General features: G+C 45.2%; 14 protein-coding genes and 1 pseudogene. 13 read left to right on the top strand and 2 right to left on the bottom strand.

Translation table 11 applies throughout. The features are described from left to right. Nucleotides 1-349: 349 nt before the first annotated feature. The 12 genes from DWV53_RS00440 to DWV53_RS00385 all read left to right on the top strand — a co-directional run bounded on the left by DWV53_RS00440 (nt 350) and on the right by DWV53_RS00385 (nt 17,877). Complete coding sequence (locus DWV53_RS00440; RefSeq protein ID WP_181992365.1) at nt 350-1,729, top strand: cellulase family glycosylhydrolase; 1,380 nt, start codon at nt 350-352, stop codon at nt 1,727-1,729. A gap of 121 nt (nt 1,730-1,850) precedes the next feature. Continuing rightward, on the top strand, nt 1,851-5,024 hold the full coding sequence (locus DWV53_RS00435) for a SusC/RagA family TonB-linked outer membrane protein (RefSeq protein ID WP_118150880.1): 3,174 nt from the start codon (nt 1,851-1,853) through the stop codon (nt 5,022-5,024). Between the two features lie 28 nt (nt 5,025-5,052). Next, entirely contained in the window at nt 5,053-6,963 is a 1,911-nt protein-coding gene (locus DWV53_RS00430; RefSeq protein ID WP_118150878.1) for a RagB/SusD family nutrient uptake outer membrane protein, read from the top strand. Nucleotides 6,964-7,011: 48 nt separating this feature from the next. Next, the gene (locus DWV53_RS00425) at nt 7,012-9,840 is read left to right on the top strand and encodes a SusC/RagA family TonB-linked outer membrane protein (RefSeq protein WP_118150876.1); all 2,829 of its coding nucleotides are present in this window, start codon (nt 7,012-7,014) and stop codon (nt 9,838-9,840) included. A 34-nt stretch (nt 9,841-9,874) separates the two neighbouring features. Next, nucleotides 9,875-11,683 carry a RagB/SusD family nutrient uptake outer membrane protein gene (locus tag DWV53_RS00420; RefSeq protein WP_181992364.1) on the top strand — a complete coding sequence of 603 codons (1,809 nt, stop codon included), beginning with the start codon at nt 9,875-9,877 and terminating at the stop codon, nt 11,681-11,683. 40 nt (nt 11,684-11,723) lie between these two features. Then, nucleotides 11,724-12,746 (top strand): DUF1735 domain-containing protein, encoded by a 1,023-nt coding sequence (locus tag DWV53_RS00415; RefSeq protein ID WP_181992363.1) that lies wholly within the window; start codon nt 11,724-11,726, stop codon nt 12,744-12,746. A gap of 35 nt (nt 12,747-12,781) precedes the next feature. After that, nucleotides 12,782-15,013, top strand: coding sequence for an endo-1,4-beta-xylanase (locus DWV53_RS00410; RefSeq protein WP_181992362.1), 2,232 nt, complete (start codon nt 12,782-12,784; stop codon nt 15,011-15,013). Between the two features lie 27 nt (nt 15,014-15,040). Further along, nucleotides 15,041-15,475, top strand: a complete 435-nt coding sequence (locus DWV53_RS00405) for a hypothetical protein (RefSeq protein ID WP_118150870.1) — start codon at nt 15,041-15,043, stop codon at nt 15,473-15,475. 751 nt (nt 15,476-16,226) lie between these two features. Then, entirely contained in the window at nt 16,227-16,940 is a 714-nt protein-coding gene (locus DWV53_RS00395) for a hypothetical protein (RefSeq protein ID WP_118150868.1), read from the top strand. Nucleotides 16,941-16,981: 41 nt separating this feature from the next. Continuing rightward, the gene (locus DWV53_RS15555) at nt 16,982-17,137 is read left to right on the top strand and encodes a hypothetical protein (protein ID WP_181992361.1); all 156 of its coding nucleotides are present in this window, start codon (nt 16,982-16,984) and stop codon (nt 17,135-17,137) included. Further along, nucleotides 17,115-17,591, top strand: coding sequence for a hypothetical protein (locus tag DWV53_RS00390; RefSeq protein ID WP_147468706.1), 477 nt, complete (start codon nt 17,115-17,117; stop codon nt 17,589-17,591). Before DWV53_RS15555 ends, DWV53_RS00390 begins: the two co-directional genes overlap by 23 nt. Beyond that, nucleotides 17,521-17,877 carry a hypothetical protein gene (locus tag DWV53_RS00385; RefSeq protein WP_147468705.1) on the top strand — a complete coding sequence of 119 codons (357 nt, stop codon included), beginning with the start codon at nt 17,521-17,523 and terminating at the stop codon, nt 17,875-17,877. Before DWV53_RS00390 ends, DWV53_RS00385 begins: the two co-directional genes overlap by 71 nt. Before the next feature lie 110 nt (nt 17,878-17,987). Here DWV53_RS00385 and DWV53_RS00380 read toward each other — a convergent pair whose 3' ends face one another. Further along, nucleotides 17,988-18,788, bottom strand: a complete 801-nt coding sequence (locus DWV53_RS00380; protein ID WP_259318873.1) for an ATP-binding protein — start codon at nt 18,786-18,788, stop codon at nt 17,988-17,990. A gap of 287 nt (nt 18,789-19,075) precedes the next feature. Between DWV53_RS00380 and DWV53_RS00375 the strand changes: the two are divergent. Further along, a pseudogene (locus tag DWV53_RS00375) lies at nt 19,076-19,219 on the top strand (esterase); the annotation flags it as partial. A gap of 970 nt (nt 19,220-20,189) precedes the next feature. Here DWV53_RS00375 and DWV53_RS00370 read toward each other — a convergent pair. Beyond that, nucleotides 20,190-22,100, bottom strand: coding sequence for a sialate O-acetylesterase (locus tag DWV53_RS00370; protein WP_118150862.1), 1,911 nt, complete (start codon nt 22,098-22,100; stop codon nt 20,190-20,192). Nucleotides 22,101-22,522 lie beyond the last annotated feature (422 nt).

The raw sequence follows: 22,522 nt of genomic DNA, 5'->3' as shown, positions 1-22,522 counted from the left end.
GTTACATGTGGTACAAGAGAAAAACTATTGGTTACTTATCATAAAGTATATATGAAAGATTAGGAGTATCTTTACATCGGTTTTTTAAGTTGTATATTTCAGAACATTTAGGTTAGTTAGGTTTATACATAATAGGTTTGTAGATAGGTTTAGAATTTCTAAAAGATTTTGATATTATGGTTTTTATATAGAATCATGATTAATTGGTTTTCGGGAATGGTGCGTAGTGATTACGCGCCATTCTATTTTAAAAGACCAGCATCCTTTTCTGTAAACTGGAACCTGGCAATCCTTCATGAAAAAATAAAGTGACTGACAAATAATGATAAATCTAAAAATAATTATAACAATGAACAGAAAGAAATTGTTAATATCACTCGCTATGGCTATGCTGTCAATGGCGGGACAGGCTGCAGATAATCTGCCGGCACTTCGTGTGCAGGGTAAGAACCTGGTAGATGCCAATGGTAAAACTGTGGTTCTTCATGGTGTGATGGATACACCGAACCGTTACTTCAATGGGTGGAGATGGCAAAAGTGGAAGGCTGACTATTCTGAAGCCGACATCAAACCTTGCCTCAATTATTTCGAGAAGATCTTCACCGCCATTACCGATCATTCCCAGGGCGCTTACTGTGATGTGTTCCGTCTGCACATGGATCCATGCTGGACCAACGATCCATCGAAGAAGGCAGAGAATGAGGCTGATATCTCGGCATTCAACATGGCGCGCTATCGTCACTATCTCCTGAACCTCTACATTCCTCTCATCAAGGATGCTATAGCACATGGACTTTACGTCATCGTCCGTCCACCGGGAGTCTGTCCACAAGACATTAGTGTTGGAGATAAGTACAACCGCTATCTCAAGTCGGTATGGAAGGCCTTTGCTGCCGATGAGTATATCCAGCAGAATTCGGGCATCATCTCCATCGAACTAGCCAACGAGCCGGTGAGGGTTCATATGGGTGATGGTTCTAATTCGGATAAAGCACTGCATGATTACTTCCAGCCGGTGGTTAACGAGATTCGTGCGCAGGGCTTCAAGGGCATCATCTGGGTGCCGGGCACCACTTGGCAGCAAAACTATCGTGACTATGTAAAGCATCCGATAGTAGACTCGCAAAACAATCTGGGTTATGCCGTTCACTGCTATCCAGGCTGGTATATGTCAGGCTCGGGCAACAATGACAATACCAACAAGGAGATATTCTACAATGCATTCCTGGATGCTGTGCCAGTGGCGAAGACCAATCCTATCATCGTGACCGAGATAGACTGGAGCCCATACAAGCCAGGCTCAGGCCACAAGGACGAGCAGGGCAACTGGGTGGAGAGCAACTATGGCACTTGGGGCACCGCTACCACATCAGGTTTTGGTGAAGGATGGAAGTATATCCACGACAAACTGGGCAATATCAGCATGACGCTTCAAGGCTCAGGACTCTACTTCGACATCGACACTTATCTCAAGGACAAGGTTGTGGAGCCTGCGTTCAAGGGAGTAGACGAGGCTTGCGGCGAAGCTTGCTTTAAATGGTACAAAGAATGGTATTTGAAACAAAATACAACAGGAATTAAACAATTAGAAACCCAGGCAGACGTGGTTTCCACCTTATATTATAATATAGAAGGAAAAGAAGTTGAAAAGCCAACTGCAGGTGTTTATATAATAAAACAACTGTTAAGTAATGGGAAAATACGTTCTCGCAAGGTTTTTCTGAAATGATAAACTTTCTGTTACACCACGCAAAGTATGTTTCGAAAGAAATCCATACCTTTGCCGCCGTGAATAAACAGTTTTTGTGCACGCCTAAATTTTTAAAGCATAAATCAAAAATGAATAGAACATGATTGAACAAGTGTTAACAATGAAACGGACAGCAGCCTTATGCTTGGTGGGAGCTTTCTGCAGCCTGAATGCTCAGGCACAGAATATCCAGGTCAAGGGTAATCTTGTTGACGGTACAGGTGAGCCTCTGATAGGTGCCACTGTAAAAGTGAAAGGTAATGCCAGCGTCGGTGCGGTCACCGACTTAGATGGTAATTTCAGCATCAGTGTTCCTTCTGAGAATTCTATCCTCGTATTTACATACGTAGGTATGAAGACCAAGGAAGTAAAGATTGGTACGAAGAGAGAGTTGAAACTTACTCTTGAAGACGACAATGCCATTGGCGAAGTTGTAGTCGTTGGTTATGGTCAGCAGAAGAAGGCTTCTGTCGTGGGTGCCATTACCCAGACCACAGGTAAGGTTCTGGAACGCGCAGGTGGTGTTTCTGATATCGGTTCTGCCCTGACAGGTAATCTGCCAGGTGTGATTACATCATCTTCATCAGGTATGCCTGGTGATGAGGATCCTAAGATTGTGATTCGTGGTGTGAGCTCTTGGAACTCTTCTGACCCTCTCATTCTTGTGGATGGTATCGAGCGCCCTATGTCGAGTGTGGATATCCATTCCGTGCAGTCTATCTCTGTATTGAAGGATGCTTCTGCCACCGCCGTCTATGGTGTGAAGGGCGCGAATGGTGTCATCCTGATTACCACCAAGCGTGGTACAGAAGGCAAGGCTAAGATTTCTGCCAGTGCAAGCACTGCGATCAAGCTGGTGTCTAAGTTGCCTGAGACCTACGGTTCTGCCGATGCGCTCTATTATGTGAACCAGGCAATCAAGCATGAGTTGGGACTCTCACCTTCAAGCTGGGGTGACATCCGCTCTACCGACTTCATCAACAACTATAATGCTCCTGCAGGCAGTATTGATCCGGAGACCGGATTCCTGATGAGCGAGCGTTATCCTGATGTAGATTGGCAGAAGGAACTCTTCAAGGACTACGCCATGTCTTACAATGCCAATGTGAACATCGCAGGTGGTACCAAGGCTGTGAAGTACTATGCAGCCATCGACTATCAGCACGAGGGTGACCTCTTCCGCGAGTGGGATAACAATCGTGGTTATACCAGTGGTTACGGATTCAACCGTATCAACGTTCGTTCCAACCTCGACTTTCAGCTCACCAAGACTACCACGCTGAAGGCAAACCTTTCGGGTAGCCATGGTATCCGCAAGTCACCTTATGGTTTGGAGAAAGGCTCATGGGCTGAGTCCCAGCTCTGGCAGGCAGCTTACTCAGCACCTCATGATACCTTCCTGCCACAGTATAGCGATGGTGTTTGGGGCTATTTCCCTAAAGATCCGCAAGGCTCTCCTAACTCTGTGACCCAGCTTGCACTTCATGGTGAGCAGTCAACCACCACAACCCGTATCAACACCGACTTTACGCTCGAGCAGGATCTTTCCTTTATTACTAAGGGATTGAAGGCATCTGCCATCGTATCTTGGGATAACGTATTTGTGGAGGCAAGCCGAGGTATCGACGACCTCAACCATGCAGCCCAGTATAAGTATATCGACCCTGTAACGGGTGTGGTAACCTATAAGGAGCAGCCAGGCGGTAAAAATAACTTTGATTTTGTGGAGACCATCGCATGGAAGACTGATGCGGGTGCACTCAACAACAATCTTACCCAGCGTAACCTCTTCTATCAGGCACAGCTCTATTGGGGACGCAAGTTCGGCAAGCACGATGTAACAGCTATGGGCGTATTCAACCGCTCTGAGCGTGCTACGGGTTCTCAGTTTACCAACTACCGTGAGGACTGGGCATTCCGTACCACCTATAATTATGACGATCGCTACATGTTCGAGTATAACGGTGCCTACAACGGTTCGGAGAAGTTCTCCAAGGACAATCGTTTTGCCTTTTTCAATTCTGGTGCTATCGGTTGGAACGTAGCCAACGAGAAATGGTTCAAGCCTGTGGCTGAAACAAAGGTATTCGGTAGAAATCTGATTGATATCCTCAAGCTTCGCTACTCTTATGGAGAGATTGGTGAGGATAATGTATGGGAACGCTGGCTCTACCAGACCACTTGGGCTTATGGTGGCAAGACCCATCTTGATTCAACCAACCCAAACAACGAATCCATTTATACTTGGTATAAGGAAGCAAAGGTAGGTAACCCAGATATCCATTGGGAGAAGGCCATCAAGAAGAACTTCGGTATCGACTATGCTTTCCTCGGTGGTCTCGTAGCCGGTTCGCTTGAGTTCTTCAGCGAGAAGCGTTCCGACATCATGATTGCCGGCAGCAGCCGTTCGGTGCCTTCCTATTTCGGTGCTTCTGCTCCTTTCCTGAACAAGGGTAGAACCAAGACCACAGGTTATGAGCTTGAAGTTCGACTGAAGTATGATTTTGCCAACGGTATCCATGCCTATGCCAATATGAACATGACGCATGCAAAAAATGTTGTTACCGAGCATGACGACCCAGAGTTGCTTCCTGCATACCAGAAGAACATGGGATTCTCCATCGGACAGGGCAAGAGCTATCTCGACAATGGTACAGCACAGTCTTGGGATGATGTCATCGCAATGACTCCTCATAATACCAACGACAACCAGAAGTTGCCAGGTCAGTATATCATCACCGACTTCAATGGTGACGGTGTGATTGATACCAATGATAGTGCGCCTTATGGCTTTACAGGTACTCCTCAGAACACCTACAATGCCACTATCGGTATTGATTACAAGGGATTCAGTATCTTTGCGCAGTTCTATGGCGTAAACAACGTGAGCCGCTATGTAGCATTCAACTCACTGCCTAAGCCATACCTTCACACGGTGTTCAAGGAGGGTGCTTACTGGTCACCATCAACTCCAAACGGTATTCCTTCACTTCGTATGAACTCTACTCCAAGTTACTATGAGGGTACCCGCTTCCTCTACGATGGTTCGTTCTGCCGCTTGAAGAACCTGGAGGTGGCTTATACCTGGACTGACGGATGGATCAAGAGTCTCGGTCTCTCGATGTTGAAGGTTTATGTAAATGGTAACAACCTCTTCCTCTGGACAGATATGCCTGACGACCGTGAGTCGAACTTCGCAGGTACAGGTCTTGCTTCTCAGGGTGCATACCCTACAATGAAGCGTATCAACTTCGGTATCAAGTTAGAGTTGTAAACAGCGTTAATATAACACATTATTTATTATGACAAGAATAATTTCTAAATATAAGTCTGCCTGCCTGGCGTTGGCATTGGGATGTTCTCTCGCCCTGACTACCAGCTGTACAGACTATCTTGACAAGTCACCAGAATCGGATGTATCTCCAGAGGCTGCTTTCAAGAATTTCAAGAATTTCCAGGGCTTTACAGAGGAGCTTTATCTCTGTATTCCTGACTTCTCCAAGAGTTACTGGACAACGTGCTGGAACTGGGGAGAGGATGATATCCAGGCTGTGGGCTTCGACTACCTCATGGGCTACAAGGTTGACCAGGGTGACTTCTGGGGCTGGCAGCAGGAATATGACGGATGGGGCGCAAGCTTTATGGACCAGGGGTCAAGTTTTTTGGATCCAAACGATGCTAGTAATAATTATCGTTTTTCTCGTGGCCTTTGGAAGGCTGCATGGTATGGCATCCGTAAGGCAAATCTGGGTCTGGAGAATATGAACCTGATGACGGCTGCCACCCAGGAGGAGAAGAATACCATCAAGGGTCAGTTGCTCTTCTTCCGTGGATGGCTTCATTTCCAGCTGATGCAGTATTTCGGTGGTCTGCCATATATTGATCATACCATAGCTGCCGACCAGCCAATGACTCTTCCTCGTGAAACCTGTCAGGCATGTGCCGAGAAGGCTGCTAAAGACTTCCGTGAGGCTGCAGAGCTTCTGCCTATCGACTGGGATAAGTCTTCTGTTGGTCGCAATACATTAGGCAAGAATGGCTTCCGCATCAACAAGATTACCGCACTTGCCTATGAAGGCAAATCACTCTTGTGGGCAGCTTCTCCACTGGTGAAGAACTGCGATGCCAAGATGAACGTAAACGGCAATGCCAGCACCTACGATTACGATACCAACTATGCACAGCAGGCTGCCGAGGCACTTGGCGAACTCCTTACTCTTGTTGAGGCAGGACAGACCCAGTACAAGCTCGTGGATTTTGCTGATTACTCAGATTTGTTCTATACCTGGAACAAGAACATGCTTCCTCCAGGTTCTACCGAGAATATTCTCCGTGATATTCCAGCTGATGCATGGCATAACTCTCACTTCGGTGTGTTCACCGAGTTTGGCGGTCAGATTCTTACAGGTGGTCAGGCTGCCTCACAGCCTACAGCCAACTACGTAAACTATTATGGTATGGCGAATGGTCTTCCTCTCGATGACCCAGAGTCTGGTTTCGACCCAACCCATCCTTGGAAGAACCGTGACCCACGTTTCTATCACGACATCGTATATGATGGAGTAAAGGTGGTAGAGGGAATCATCAAGCCGGATGCCAACCGATATGCCAACCTCTATACAGGTGGTACTTACCGTGACGATATCAACGAGAGCCGCACTGGTTACCTGCTCTATAAGTTCATTCCTATGATCGCCAACAACTATGATATGGGTAGTACTTATAACAAGTTGTACATTGATGTGCCTTACCTGCGTCTTGCCGACTGTTATCTGATGTATGCCGAGGCTTGTGCAGCCGTAGGTGGAGCCACCGCTTCAGCCAAGTGCTCACTCACAGCTCTCGATGCAGTGAACAAGATTCGCGAGCGTGCCGGAGTAGAAGGCGTAGCAGCCAAGTTTACTGGCAACAAGGACAAGTTCATGGATGAGGTTCGCCGCGAGCGTGCCGTAGAGCTTGCTTTCGAAGGTCATCGTTTCAACGACCTGCGCCGCTGGTTGCTTCTCGACAAGGCACCATACAACATCAAGACATCGCAGGAGTTTGTACGTGCAGGAAAGTTTGATCCAAAGAATCCACAGAACACCGAGGTTTCCGGTTTCACGGAGAAGACCATTCTTACCCGCCACTTCACAAGCAAGCACTGGTGGATGCCTCTGAAGAAGAAAGACACCAGTATCTATCCTGAGATGTTCCAGAATCCAGGTTGGTAATAGAGTGTGAATCAAGAAAACAATTAAAAGAATAAAGAAGAAAAAATTATGAGCAACATAATTTCAAGATATAAAGCGATTCTTCCGGTTTCCCTCTTCGCTCTGTCTGCACAAGGAGTGATGGCACAGGATGCCCCAGAAGCAGACACCATCAACGTGGCATTCCGCAAGGCGGATGCCCGTGATGTAATCACTCCTGTCAGCACGGTCAATGTGAAGAATCTGCTGGAGAAGAACTACAATACCTATAGCCTCGACAATATGCAGGCTTTGGCTGCAGGTTATAACGGGTCGCTGTGGAATCAGGGTGATGCACTTGTGCTGATTGACGGTGTGCCACGTGATGCAAACAATGTTTTGCCAACGGAGATTGAAGACATTACCTTCCTCAAGGGTGCTTCTGCCGTTGTTCTCTATGGTAGCCGTGCTGCAAAGGGTGCCATTCTCATCACAACAAAGCGTGGTAAGATTGAACCGCTGAAGATAAGCGCCCGTGCCAACTATCAGATGAGTGTAGCGAAGTCTTATCCTACCTACCTCGATGGTGCGCAGTATATGACACTTTACAATCAGGCACTTGCCAACGATGGTCTTTCTGCTAAATATTCAGCTGAAGACATCTATAACACGGCTGCAGGTACCAATCCTTACCGTTATCCAAACCAGCAGTTCTATAATTCTGATTATCTCAAGAAGGCCAAGTCTCGCTACGATGTGACGGCTGAGTTCGAAGGTGGTGGTAAGTTTGCACAGTTCTATACCAACGTGAGCTACTACCGCGAGGGGGATTTCCTGAATTTCGGTGAAGGAAAGAACAACTATACCGACCGCCTGAACGTACGTGGTAACATCGACCTCCAGCTCGCTGACTGGGCTTCTGGTTGGGTGAATGCCAACGCTACCTATTATAACCAGCATGGTTCAAACAGCGAATTCTGGAAGGCAGCTTCTACATTGCGCCCTAACCGTGTGGCTCCATTCATCCCGCTGTCTTATCTTGACCCGAAGGATGCCAATTCTCTGGCTCTCATCAATAACTCAAGAAATATCATCACCAATCCTGTGGGATTGCCAGCCGGACAGTATTTCCTGGGTGCTACACAGGAAGACCAGACCAATGCCTTCGCAGATATGTATGCTGCAGGCTACAACACCTGGACATCCCGCCAGATGCAGTTTGATACTGGTGTCAAGTTCGATCTGTCTTCTGTGCTCAAGGGCTTGAGCTTCAAGACCATGTTTGCGGTTGACTATTCTACGTCATACACAACATCCTTGAACGACAGTTATGCAACCTTCGGTGTCAACTGGACACAGTTTGACGGCAAGCAGATTATCGGTTCCGTCACTCAGTATGGTGAGGATAAGCATACGGGTACTTTGAACTCCAGCAACTCAGCAGAGCGCCAGACGCTTGCCTGGACCGGACAGTTTGACTACGTTAACTCCTTCGGCAATCACAATGTCAATGCCACCTTGCTCGCCAATGGTTATCAGCAGACTATCAGCGGTGAGTATCACAAGGTAAGCAATGCCAACCTGGGACTTCTCGTGTCATACAACTATGCACATAAGTACTATGCCGACCTGGCAGCCAATGTGGTACACTCGGCAAAGCTTCCTGAGGGCAACCGCAATGCCATTTCTCCATCGGCAACTCTCGGCTGGAGACTCTCTGAAGAGAATTTCCTGAAGGATGTAAACTGGCTCAATGACCTCCGTCTTACCGCAGGTTATACCGTCTTGAACCAGGATCTTGATATCAAAGAGTACTTCATGTATGAGAATATCTTCACGGCTACCGGTACATGGTGGGGATGGTCTGACGCCAACAACGCCATCCAGACTTCCGACTCGCAGCGTGGTGGTAACGACAAGCTGGGCTTCATCAAGCGCAAGGAGTTCAACGTAGGTTTGAATGGTGCCTTGTTCGGCAACCGACTCAGCTTTGCCGTGAACTACTACAACACAGTGACTGATGGTTTGCTTGCTCAGCCAGATTACATCTATCCAAGCTATATGCATACCTACTGGCCTGTATCTACATTCGTGCCATACATCAACTATGGTAAGAATCGCCGCACAGGTGTTGACTTCTCTCTCGGTTACAAAGACAAGGTGGGAGACTTCGAGTATGGTATCCAGGCATTCGGACAGACCAACAGTTCAAAGAACCTGAAGGTTGCAGAGAATGTAGAGTATGACTACATGCGTACAGAAGGCAAGCTCACTGATGCCCTTTGGGGATATGAGTGCTTAGGCTACTACAACAGTAAGGAGGAAATTGAAAATGATAAGGTCAAGAGCTCTTTCGGTACTTTGAAGCCAGGTGATCTGAGATACAAGGACCAGAATGGTGATAATATCATCGACAGCAAGGACCGCGTGGTTATCGGTCGCTGGAGCGCCAAGTTCACCGGTGGTATGAATCTTACCTTGAAGTACAAGAACTTCACTCTCTTCGCCATGTTGACAGGTCAGTTTGGTGGCAATGCTCTCAAGAACGATACCTACAACTGGGTTTACGGTGAGCGTAAGTACAGTGACGTGGTACTCGGTGCCTGGACAGAGAGTAAATACAAGAACGGTGAGTCTATCACCTATCCTCGTCTGACAACACAGAGTGGTGACAACAACTTCAATGCTTCCGACTACTGGATGTATTCAACCGACCGCATCGACTTGAGCCGCGTGCAGCTTACCTACGACTTCAACAAGTCTCTCTTCGGAGACAACAGTTTGGTGAAGGGCTTGCAGGTATATGTTAATGGCAGCAGCCTCCTGACGATAGCCGGTGAGCGCAAGCAGATGGAACGCAATGTAGATTCTGCTCCTCAAACCCGCAGTTTCACCATCGGTGCAAAGGTTGAGTTCTAATATAAAAATTAAGATAACGAAAATGACAAAAGTGATGAACAACTTACTATCAAAATATAAAATTGGTGGAGTGGTGCTCGGACTGGCTCTTTCGATAGGACTGACAAGCTGCGACGATATGTTCGAGCCTGCCATCGAAAACCATCTGGGTTTCGAGTATATGTACGATCATCCTGACTATGCTGATGGTGTGCTTGGCAACGCCTATACCCGTCTGCCCAACCGCGAATACAAGTTCAACGATGTCGCTACAGACGATGCCGTGAGCAACGATGCAGCCGAATCTTTACGTAAGATGACTGGCGTAGATAGCTGGACTTCAAGCAGCAATCCGGTGGAAGCCTGGCGCGACTGCCGTGCAGCCATCCAGTATATCAACCTCTTCCTTGCCAATGTGGATAAGGTAAACTGGAACAGCGATGAGACTGTGCGTGCCATGTATGAGCAGCGTTATATCGGCGAGGCAAAGGGTTTGAGAGCAATCTTCATGTATTATCTGCTCCGTGCCCATGGTGGTTTTGATGCCAATGGAACACTCCTCGGTGTTCCTAACGATCTTGTGCCAACAAATGTAAGTGCAGATTTCAATTCTCTGGAGGTGCGTGCTTCTTTTGCCGACTGCATGAAGCAGCTCATTGAGGATGCAGAAGAGGCTGTACGTGTACTTCCTGTTGACTACAAGGATACGGATAACGAGACAATGACCGTTAGTTGCCTTGGCAAATCCTATACAGTTACAAAGGCTACTTACAATCGTGTACTTGGTGACAACTTCGCCGGACGCGTAAGTGGTCGTATCGCCCGTGCCGTTCTTGCACAGGCTACATTGATGGCTGCATCTCCAGCCTTTTCCGATGGAAGCGGCGTAACCTGGGAGCAGGCTGCCAAATATGCCAAGGCAGTGCTCGACCTCAATGGTGGCATCTCAGGCATCGATACAAATGGTTTGGAGTGGTATGCAGACCCAAACATGAAGGATCTTAAAGCGGCAGAATGTCCTAAGGAAGTACTCTGGCGTACAGAGAAGAGCGAGAACAATGATTTGGAGACCAAGAACTACCCACCATCAATCTATGGTCAGGGTCGTATCAATCCAACCCAGAATCTTGTAGATGCATTCCCTGCTGCCAACGGTTATCCTATTACAGATGCCAACAGCGAATATGACCCAGCTAATCCATACGCAAACCGTGACCCACGTCTGGCTAAGTACATTATCTATAACGGTCAGAAAGCAGGTTCTGGAAATGCTGTCATCAATACACAGGCAGACAACGCAGACAATCTCGATGGTCTCAACAAGGATGTTTCCAAGTCAACCCGCACAGGTTACTATATGAAGAAGCTCCTCCGTCAGGACATCAACCTGGATCCTACGGTTAACGGCAAGGCTTATCATTATACAGCCCGCATCCGTTACACAGAGCTTTATCTGGATTATGCCGAGGCAGCCAATGAGGCTTATGGTCCTAAGGGTGGTACAGGTTACTCAGCCTACGATGTCATCAAGGCAATCCGTGAGCGTGCAGGCTTGGGAGAGTTTGGCGATGATCCATACCTGGAAGAGTGTGCACAGAGCAAGGAAAAGATGCGTGACTTGATTAGAAACGAGCGCCGCATCGAGCTTTGCTTCGAAGGCTTCCGCTTCTGGGATCTGCGTCGCTGGAAGGCTAACCTCACAGAGGAGGCAAAGGGTATGAGTATCACCAACGAAGAGGCTGGCAAGAAATATACTCCAATCTCAGTGGAAACACGTAACTTCAAGGAGAATGCCTTCTATGGTCCTATACCATACGACCAGATTCTTAATTTCCCATCACTCGTTCAGAACGCTGGATGGTAAAAAGAACAACATTTGGTAATAACAAGAAAAAATGAAGAATATGAATAAAACATTCAGAAAAATAGGAACTGCAATCATGGGACTTGCCTTGGTAGCTGGTCTTTCTACCTCTTGTTCAAACGGAGATTGGGAAGATAGTCTTCAGGGAGGAACAGCCAATGGTGGCAACAACGGTAAGATATCTGTATATTTCTCTATGCAGGCACCTATCCGCGTTATCACCCTTGGTAATGACGATGATGCAGTAAACACCGATGACAATGCTCATCAGTTCAAGTTGCAGGCAACTTGGGGTGGTGGCTACAAGAATACCAAGGACTGTAAGATCAGCTATCAGATAGATCCATCTCTTCTGCCAGAAGGCAGTGGTATGGAGGTGCTCCCTTCATCCTACTATACCCTGGAGGATCCTAATACCCTGACTATCCCTAAGGGAAAGATTATTGGTGGTACAACAGTGCATCTTACTGAAAAGTTCTTCAACGATCCGAAGGCTGCTACTACACACTATGTATTGCCAGTAAGACTCGTTTCTTCCCTCACTGGTGATGATATCCTTGAAAAGCAGAACTATCAGTTGCTCTGTGTGAAGTACAAGAATCAGTATTCAGGTCTGTATTGCAAGACAGGAACTACCAATATCCAGGATCTGAAGACCATTACCCACAAGAATGAGGATGCCCTGGATGTGGTTTCAACTGTAGATTTCAACACATCTTCCATCACTTTCTCTTATCCTGTTAAGGAGTGGAAGCATGATGATGCAACGGATAGCTGGAGCCAGATTGATGCAACCAAGAAGTTGACCTTGACGCTGGCATTCAATGGAGAAAACTGTAAGGTTTATCAGGATGGCAAGGAGATCGGTACTGGTACTTTTGCTCCTCGTGGCATTCAGGATTTCAGCGACAAGAACCGTATGGCTGATTGTCTGAAGATCAAGTTTAATGCTACTGTTGTGACCAACGCCGGTGATGTAGAGCACGAGAAAACATGGAACATCTCTGCTGACTATGTGATGTCTATGATGAGTCGTGGCAACAAGCTTGAGTCATGGAAGTAATTTCGTAACAAACTAATGAAAATGAATTTAGTAGTATGAAAGTAAATAAATATATTATATCTGCACTGGTCTGCCCATTTGTTTTGGGCAGCTGTGCAGACTGGGATGACTGGAAATATGACGTAGAGAAGCCTCAGACCATCGCTCAGTATGAGTACCTCAACGACTATGCGCCATTGAAGGAGTATCTGGATCGTGGTGCTCATCCTGGCTTTAAGGTTAGTGCTGCACTTGGCGCGGACGAGTTCAACCAGCAGGGTCCTCTCTTCCGTCTTGCAGCCCATAACTTTGATGAGATTGTTGCAGGCAATGCCATGAAGATGGCTTCCTGTGTCAACGACCAGGGTGTGATGGATTTCAGTAAGGTATCTTCTTTTGTTTCCGCAGCAGAGGATGCAGGGTTAACAGTTTATGGTCATACGCTTGCCTGGCATGCTCAGCAGCCTAGAAAGTATCTGAATGAGCTGATAAAGGATAAGCAGTTGCCTCCTGCTGAGAAGAATCCTGGACTTATCATCACGGCTGGTGCTCCTAAGGCAGATACCTGGGAATATGAAATCTACTATGATCTGGATAAACCTCTTCAAGCAGGTAAAACTTACGAGATTTCACTTAATGTAAGGGGAACTAATCCTGGAACGATTGATTTCTGGCCTGGTAAGAAAGATGGTTCTGATACACAGTATGGAGCAGGTTCATTTACTGTAGCTGAAAGTGCTATTGATAATAGCTTCTCTTTTACGCCGAATGCGGATATCGATCGTATGCGTTTCTGCTTCGGAAAGATTGGCGGTACTCTCTATTTTGATAATTTTGTATTGAAGGAAAAGGGCTCTGACCATAATCTTGTAGTAAACTCTACCTTTGATGAAAATGATATTTCTCACTGGACCAAAGTTTCTTGGGTAGACGTCAACTATAAGATTGGTAATGTAGCTGGTGCGGGTGCTGTTGAAATCCCTGTAAGTGTTGGGCATCTTACCTTTGATGATGGTCAGAACCTTGGTGGATGGGGTATGGATAATACGCCAAAGATTGTAAATGGTGTTTGTGAGGTTGGTAACAACGCAGCCAAGGAAAACCCTTGGAATGCACAGGTTTGCTATGAACCAGGTTTCGCTTTCGAGAATGGTAAAACCTATCACTTGAAGATGAAAATCAAGGGTTCTGTAGCTGGTGAATTTGGTGCTGGATTCCAAAATCCTGAAGGATACCAAGGCTGTGGTGACTTCCCTACCATCAACGTTACAACTGATTGGAAGGAAGTTGATGTGACTACCACATGTAATGGTGACAATGCCTTGCGCCTGCTGCTGAATATCGGTAAATATCCGGGTACCCTCTATATTGATGATTTTGAAGTTTACTACACGAAGTCTTCAGATGGTATCCCTCTCACTCCTCAGGAGAAATCAGATACTCTTACCTGGGCGATGAACAAATGGATAAGTGGCATGATGCAGGCCACTGGAGGCAAGGTGAAGGCTTGGGATCTCATCAACGAGGCTGTCTCTGGTGGTGGCAACGTAAACGGATACTATGCTCTTCAGACTGAGGCTACCAGTGAGCATAATCCACAAGATTTCTACTGGCAGGATTACTTCACACCAGAGATGTATGGTCCTATCGTAGAGAAGGCGGCTCGTGATGCTTATGCTGCGGTAGAGGGTACAAACCCTGAAGACCTCAAGCTCTTCATCAACGATTATAACCTGGAGTCTGACTGGGACGACAACAAGAAGGTGAAGTCGCTCGTTTACTGGATTGGCGTATGGGAAAAGAAGGGTCAGGAACTCGGCTGGAACACCAAGATTGATGGTATCGGATCACAGATGCACATCAGCTACTACGAGAATGAACAGACTCTGGAAAGCAAGAAGAAGGCCATCCAGAACATGCTCAAGATCATGGCAGAGACAGGCAAGCTCGTCCGTATCTCAGAGATTGATATGGGCTATGTAGATAAAGATGGCAAAGATGTTACTACTGCTCAGCTGGAGAAGCTTCCTATTGAAGAGCGTGTGGCTAAGGAAAAGGCTATGGCTGAACACTACAAGTGGATTATCGAGCAGTATTTCAAGATCGTTCCTGTCAGTCAGCAGTATGGTATCTGCCAGTGGTGTCTCACCGATTCACCAACAGACAGCGGTTGGCGCCCTGGACAGCCTGTAGGTCTTTGGAACCTCAACTATCAGCGCAAGCCTGCTTACGGTGGTTTTGCTGATGGTCTTGCTTCTTCTGCTAAAGGAGAAAGTGATGTAAAATAATTAATGATTAATTTAAAATAATAAACTATGAGGAAATTTTTATTGACTTTCGTGGCAATTATTGCATCGTGCATGGCCATGGCTGCATCGATTGCAGAAAATGAAGTGGATTATTCGTATCTACGAGGTACGTATACTACTAGTGCGTATCCAAATACTTATGAATTGTTAGAAGAAAATGGATTTCCTAAAAGAGCATGTACAATAGGCGTTCAAATGAAAGCTTTGCCTTATGGTTACCATTATTCTTGGAAAATATTAAAAGGTAATGGTGATGAGGTCCTTCAAGTACAACCTGGGACAAATTTTGCATATATAGGCCAGAATGGACACACTGATGTTTTTGAGTTTTCTATAAGCATAATAGATGAGACTACAGGTCATCCTATAATGTCAAGAGATATTAGTTTTGTATTTATTGAAGGTTTTAACAAGCCGATTGTTCCACCTGTTGGTCAATAAAGTTTTGTAAGTAGAACATTAGTTTTAGGTTTTATCATACAAAGATTAACCGAAAAAAGATGTTAGTCGTTAAGGTTGGCTGTGTTGTGATGACACGGTCAACCTTTTTGCATTTTTTTAATGATGAAAATATTCTCTTTCTCCTATGTGTCATTCTTGAAAGAGATTGTCTAGTGTGACTTCGCTGTTTACTATACTTGAATGGATGCCATTGGCAACACCAAATGTAAGCCTCGCTAGCCACGCCACCAATATTCAATGCCTTGCGTTTTCGTGCCAAAATCTTTAATTTGGCTTCCTAGAGAAGGACGTGATGTATTCATGCTACTAGCCATAAAAGTTATGAAGTGGATTTCCTTCTTTCAAGAGGAAAGAAAATTTATCCGATAGAGGTGAAATCCTCAGGATATAATACTCATAAGTCACTAGACGAGTTTTGTGCTAAATATTCTGATCGAATGGATAAGAGATATCTCTTGTATACAAAGGATTTGAAGAAAGATGGACAAACGCTCCTCTTACCGATTTATATGACTCCTTTGTTGTGATTTCCTCTTCAAATAGGTTTGATGGTGTATCATTTTCGTTATAATGTTGGCTATCAAACCTATTTGGTACTTCTCACAAAGTATTTGTTATACCACGCAAAGTCTTTTTCAGCCTTTTCTGTTACTTTTGCAAACGGAAATGAGAAACATTTCTCGTTCCCAGAATGAACAATTATTATCAATAAACTTAAAATTAAAAGCTTATGAAAAAGATTTTTACTTTGATTGCTGCTGCCTTGATGGCAGTTGGTGTTAACGCTCAGACAGAGGATGTGATTAAGGTCTCATCAGGTAATTCAGATTGGGGACAGATGTTTGTCGATGACGGCGTGGCGTTTGAATGGCCTGGTAGAACATTTGAGTCTACTGACAAGTTGACTGCTAAGGCTTTGTATGCAGGCAGTAACTTGAAAGATAGTGAGGACAAAGATTTGACATATGCTCGTGAGAGTGGTTCTGTCCAGACTTACACTATCGAGTTTGGTGCTACTCCTGCTGTTGCCTTGCAAATCTGTGTCAATTGTATTATTCCCAATGAGTATGGAGGTGGTAATAGTACCATGAGATACAAGCCTTTGGACGTAAAGGACAATAAGGCTAGTTTTACAGTGTCAAAGGAAGATTGTAGTTTTACTGGCTGGGGATATAAAAACAACGTGAAAGACAAGGAGTATAAAGATGAGCCTCAAGATGTTACCAGTATAGTTCTTCAAGCTTGTGATAAGCAAGCCACATATCCCGCTGTTATTAATATCAAAAGTATCAAGCGTGTAACTACTACAGCTACCGGTATTTCTAAGGTAGAGAATCTGAAGGTAGCTAAGGATGGCAAGTGCTTCAACCTCGCTGGTCAGCAGGTAGGTAAGGGTTACAAGGGCATTGTGATCAAGAATGGTAAAAAGATGGTTATCAAGTAATAGATGAGACGTTTTACAATGCTCGCATCTCTCCTCATGGTATGAACCAGGACCCTGGGTTTCAGCAGAATCAGACGCAATGGAATGCGCTGGCTGATACCGAGGGTTTTATTGTTACCTATCCGCTGGGTAATAACAGAATGTGGGATACCAGCGGTATGGGTGATGTGAAGTTTGTGGAGGCTGTCTATCGGTAAGCAGCCTAAAGCTAACCGCATGGTGCCTATCATGCATATTCACGGAACCGGTGATGATGTGTTCAAATATACGGGCGATCCTCATCACATGGCTGGCGGTTATCCTAGCATTGAGGAATATGTAAAGAAGTGGGCTGCCTACGAAGGTTGCGATGCAAGCAACCCGCAGGTAATTCGTCCTTATCCTGCCGGCAGAAAAACTGCAAATGATACCCGTACTATATATAATAATGTGAACGATGATGTAGAAGTGAACCTTATCTCTATCGACGGCAAGGGACATTGGCATTCTAATGAACCTAACGGGGTAAATTCTACCCGGGAACTGTGGAACTTCTTCAAGCGTCATCAGCTGAATCAGGCTTCGGTGCCTGTGGAAAACCTTGACTTGGAAGTTTACAGCCCAGTTCCCATTGGATACCTTCCAGTTTGTATTTGGTGGATATACGGGTAATCTCGACATCGACGACTTGGTATTGGTAAAGGATGGCATCACGGAGAACTTGATTGATAACGGTGACTTCTCTAAGAATCATATCCAGGGTTGGAGCGCCAACTGGCAGGGACCAAGCTATTATCTTGCCAATGATGCTTACCAGTCTACTGGCATCACTCTGCCATCGGTAGTAGCCCAGCCTTCCCAGCAGGATGATGCTTACTATACGCTTCAGGGCGTACGTGTCAGCCATCCTACAAGTGGAATCTTTATTCACAAGGGTAAAAAAATTGTGATGAAGTAGTTAGGTTTTGTGATAAAATAAAAATAGTTTTATTGTTTAGATGTCCTTTCATCTTTCATCTATCTTCTTGAATTTCAGATAGATGAAAGGTGAAAGGACTTTTTTGTTTCTTATAGGTGCTCTAGCCAATTCTCGGGAGTGATGATCGTTTTATCCTTCACATCGTATGTGTTTAGGAAGGAAGCCGGAAACTGAGTATTTGCTCTCTTTGGATTCCATTTCATTTCGAAGAGAGTAAACTGTCCGTCGCTTTCCTCGATGTAGTCTATCTCTTGCTGTTGGTTGGTTCGCCAGAAATAGCTGTTTACATATCTTCCTTCATACTGGTTAGCTTTTATTCTTTCGCTGATAACGAAGTTCTCCCACAAGGCACCAACATCTTGTCGAAGGGCCAAAGGCGCAAAGTTTTGCAATATGGCATTTCTGATACCATTGTCGTAAAAGTAAAACTTCTTGGCTCGTTTCAGTTCTGTGCGCAGGTTTCTGCTAAAACCATTTAGCTTGAAGATGATATAGCATTTTTCTAGCAAGTCTACATATTTTTCCACGGTTTTGCTGTCCGTACCTACTGTCTGTGCCAGCTCGTTGTATGAAACTTCGCTAGTAACTTGCAGTGCTAAAGCAGTGAGTAGCTTGCTAAGCAATGCAGGTCGGCGTATGCTCTCTAAGTTGAGCAAGTCCTTATAGAGATAACTGTTGGACAGATTGTACAAGATGTCTTTTGCATCTTTTGTATGATTGATGACATCTGGGTATGAGCCATAGATGAGGCGATTCTCTAGTGTTTGTTTTACTGTAAGTAAGCCTTGAGATTCGAGTAATTCACCAGTGGACAATGGAAAGAGATGATACTCAAACTTTCTGCCGGTCAGTGGCTCATTGAGCTTGTTTTGTAATTCAAATGAGCGCAATGAAAGCTCGCTTTCAAATTGCCGAGTGCAGCTAGTCTTCTGCAAAGGTAATGAAAATATTCGCTAATCCAAAAAATAATACTGTTTTTTGGGATTATAATCCGAAAATTCGTACTGATTTTTTGGATTAGGGACATTTTTGAGCTATTTTGGCCTTGTTTATAGGGTGCCATGTAACTTTAGTTTATACCCAATGTTATGGGTTGTGAAGATTCTTCTCACTATTACATACGCCACTTGCAGACATTGACCGAACAGGAGTTAATCCAAGATTCATGGCGATGCCAACTGGCTTGGAGGTTCCTGAGGGAACTGAAGGCAATTACTATCGTCCTCAGCAGGGAGTGGCACAAGGTCAGGTTCGCTCTGTATCCTATTATGCCGCATCTCAGGGTAAATTCCGCAGAGCCATGGTTTATACGCCGGCAGAATAAGCATTTCAAATAGTCAAACTTTTAATCTTTAAAAGAGCAAATTATATCATCTGCAACTACCGGTATTTCTAAGGTAGAGAATCTGAAGGTTGCTCAGGATGGCAAGTGCTTCAACCTCACTGGTCAGCAGGTAGGTAAGGGTTACAAGGGCATTGTGATCAAGAATGGTAAAAAGATGGTTATCAAGTAATAGATGAGACGTTTTACAATGCTCGCATCGTACTATATATAATAATGTGTACGATGATGTAGAATCTATATAATATAAATATTAAACAAATGGTATAAAAAATCCCAGAATCGCTCTTCCAAGTGGTTCTGGGATTTATTATGTCTGATAGTTTGCCATGATGTGCTTCCGTTTGCCTATAGATATGGCTGCGTGGGGTTAAGAATATGACTGCGTGGGGTTAAGGATACGACTGCATTGGGTTACGGATACGACTCCGTAGGGTTACGGATACGACTCCGTAGGCTAACGGAGACGTATCCTTCGGCTTGTCGAGATATCTGCGTCAGCTGATTGAGTCACTTGAGTTAGCTGATTGAACTACTTGAGTTAGCTTACTGAACTACTTGGGTTAGCTGATTGAACTACTTGAGTTAGCTGACTGAGCTATATCAGTATTCTGTAGTATTACATGTGTATTTTTTTTCTAATTTAATGCCACATTTGCCACACTTATACTTAACTCTTTGATTATTAGAAGATAACGGGTGGCAATAAGGGGTGTTTTTATTGTCACCTTATTGCCACCTATTACCACTTTTGGCATAAAATCAGCAAAATAACGGTGTTTTTGAGGGATTTGCTACGTCCCGACGCAGCAAAAGTTACGTCCGGACGTAGTAAAAGATACGTCGTGACGTAATTTCAGTGCGGGAATTCAATGACAAGAAGTATATAAAAAAATCCCAGAATTGCTCTTCCAAGCAGTTCTGGGATTTATTGTGTCTGATAGTTTGTTTACCATTTAAAGAGGTGAGGAACAAATTCCTTGAAGCAACGGCGCCAGGTGAGCCACTCATGATGAGTGCCTGGTGATACATAAACATCGAGCTTGATGCCCAGTTCCTTCAACTGCTGTGCCATCTTCTCGGTACCGAAGTTCTCTTCCGAACCGCAGCCCATAAACATATAATGAATGTTCTTGTTGTATTTCTCTGCATCGGCAAAAACTCCATTGAAACAGGTCTTTACATCCACGCCAAAGAGTGCACCGCTAAAGGTTCCAAGGGCAGAAAACTTGTCCATGTGAGGCAATACCGTGTTGAATGTCTGGTATCCGCCCCATGACAATCCTGCCATCGCACGATGCTCGCGGTCGGTATAAGTGCGGAATGTCTTGTCAACCATCGGAATCAGATCCTTGATAATCACATCATAGAAAGAAGCTCCATAGTGGCTGCGCTCTTCATCTACATTCTTGCCTGGACGGGCAACGAAAGGCTTCTTTACATCGCCACTCTCCATGACTACAATCATAGGCTCAGCCTTGCCTTCTGCTATCAGGTTGTCCATGATGTGCTGCATCATTCCCTGCTTGCTCCAGCCCGTTTCGTCTTCGCCCATGCCATGCTGCAGATAGAGCACAGGATAGCGCTTGGTGGTGTTGGTTTCATATTCGGCAGGGGTGTAAACCATGGCGCGGCGGAACTGCTTCTGGGAGGCTGCATAGTAAGATACTGAGCGAACCTGACCGTGGGCTACGCCCTGCTGAGGACGGTAGTAGTTGCCTTCTGCTCCTTCTGGAACTTCCAGACCGCCTGCTTCACGGCAGCAGCCGAAGTAGGTTTCGCTGGCAGGGTCAACAACCTGCACGCCATCTACATTCAGAAAATAGTAGTGGAATCCTACTACCAGCGGATCGCTCACGCCGTACCAGTCGCCATCCAAATCCTTTTTCATCTCATATTGCTTGCCGCAGATGTCGAAGATTACTTTCTTTGCCTCAGGAGCATGGAGCTTTACATAAGCTCTGCGGTCCTTATCTACACGCGGATAGTTGCTGTCTGGAATGATTCCCTGCAGGGCGAGCATCATGTTTGCATAGCGCTTGCCCATGGTGCGGTAGCTTTCTGCGATGAAGTGTAGACCATCGCCACGTTGTGGACAGCCCTTTGAAGAAATGACGTGGGCTGTAGGAATGGTCTTGGCAATATCATCAACGATGGCGATATGTGCCCAGCATTTTCCGCCCATATCCTTCTGTACGGTTTCGCCTACGAGCAGAGGTACGTCTTCTGCCTTCAGATTCAAATCCTTCAAGATGTCGTTATAAACAGTCTTTACTCGGTTAGGCCAGTTGGCATCGCCGTTGTTGGTTTCGCCCTGATGCAGGAGGATGCCCTTGATAACACCCTGCTTCTTGGCTATTTTTGCCAGTTCTATCAGTCGGGCGTATGGATTTCCGTTATACTGGGATGCAAAGTTCTTCATCCAGTCGGGTTGTTTCTTGAGATAAGCCTTATAGGTACGCTTATCGAAGAGGTCGATGCTGGCTCCGCCCACGGCCACGGTGATGGTTCCCACCTTGATGCTGTCTGGCAGGTTATCCACCATCTTTCTTCCGAAATAGTCAACAGGAGTCAGTCCTGTAGAAGGTCTTGCCTGTGGCGGCACGGCGGTGTGCCATTGTCCCTTCTTCCATCCTGCCTTTTCATCATCCACGGCATACATAGCCTGGAATCTCGGGTTCACGCCCATTCGGTCGATATCTTCGATAGCCGCATTTCCTTCCATGTTCGACTGTCCGAAGCAGAGATAAATCTGAAAATTTGGATCAGGCTTTTCCTGAACCTTACTGCCCGTTTTCTGTGCCATTATAGGTAGGCACGCCATCGCGAGCATCGATGCTAAGATTGATAATCTCTTCATAGTTTATATTTAATTAAATTATTAGATTGATTTTCATCTTCTGTTCTGTTTGCAAAGTTATGAAAAGATTTCCATACGTGCTTTGTCTCATTTATCAATAACTTTTCCCTTTCTTATATAATAAGGTGATTCTTTTGTCTCAGGTTTCAGAATATGTTTCATTTTGTCTCTTTTTGGGTAGATGTTATTTGTGATAAAGTATTTGTTACTTGAGATAAAATGCGTTTTAATGTTTTTATCTATTTTTGCGACGTGTTTCAGCATTCTTAATGATTTTTTTGAGAATTTAGGATGTAGAATATAATAATGTAATATTTAGCAACTGACAAGTAAGTATAACTATTAATCTATTTTTATGATGGTGAATTTTAAAATGATTGAAAAGCCGTTTGTATTGCTATTCCTGCTCTGTTTGCTTCCTT

This window comes from Segatella copri, from assembly GCF_003465495.1.
GTDB lineage: Bacteria > Bacteroidota > Bacteroidia > Bacteroidales > Bacteroidaceae > Prevotella > Prevotella copri_G.
The sequence above is the reverse complement of the archived record's forward strand: the minus strand, read 5'-3'. Positions and strand labels throughout refer to the sequence as shown.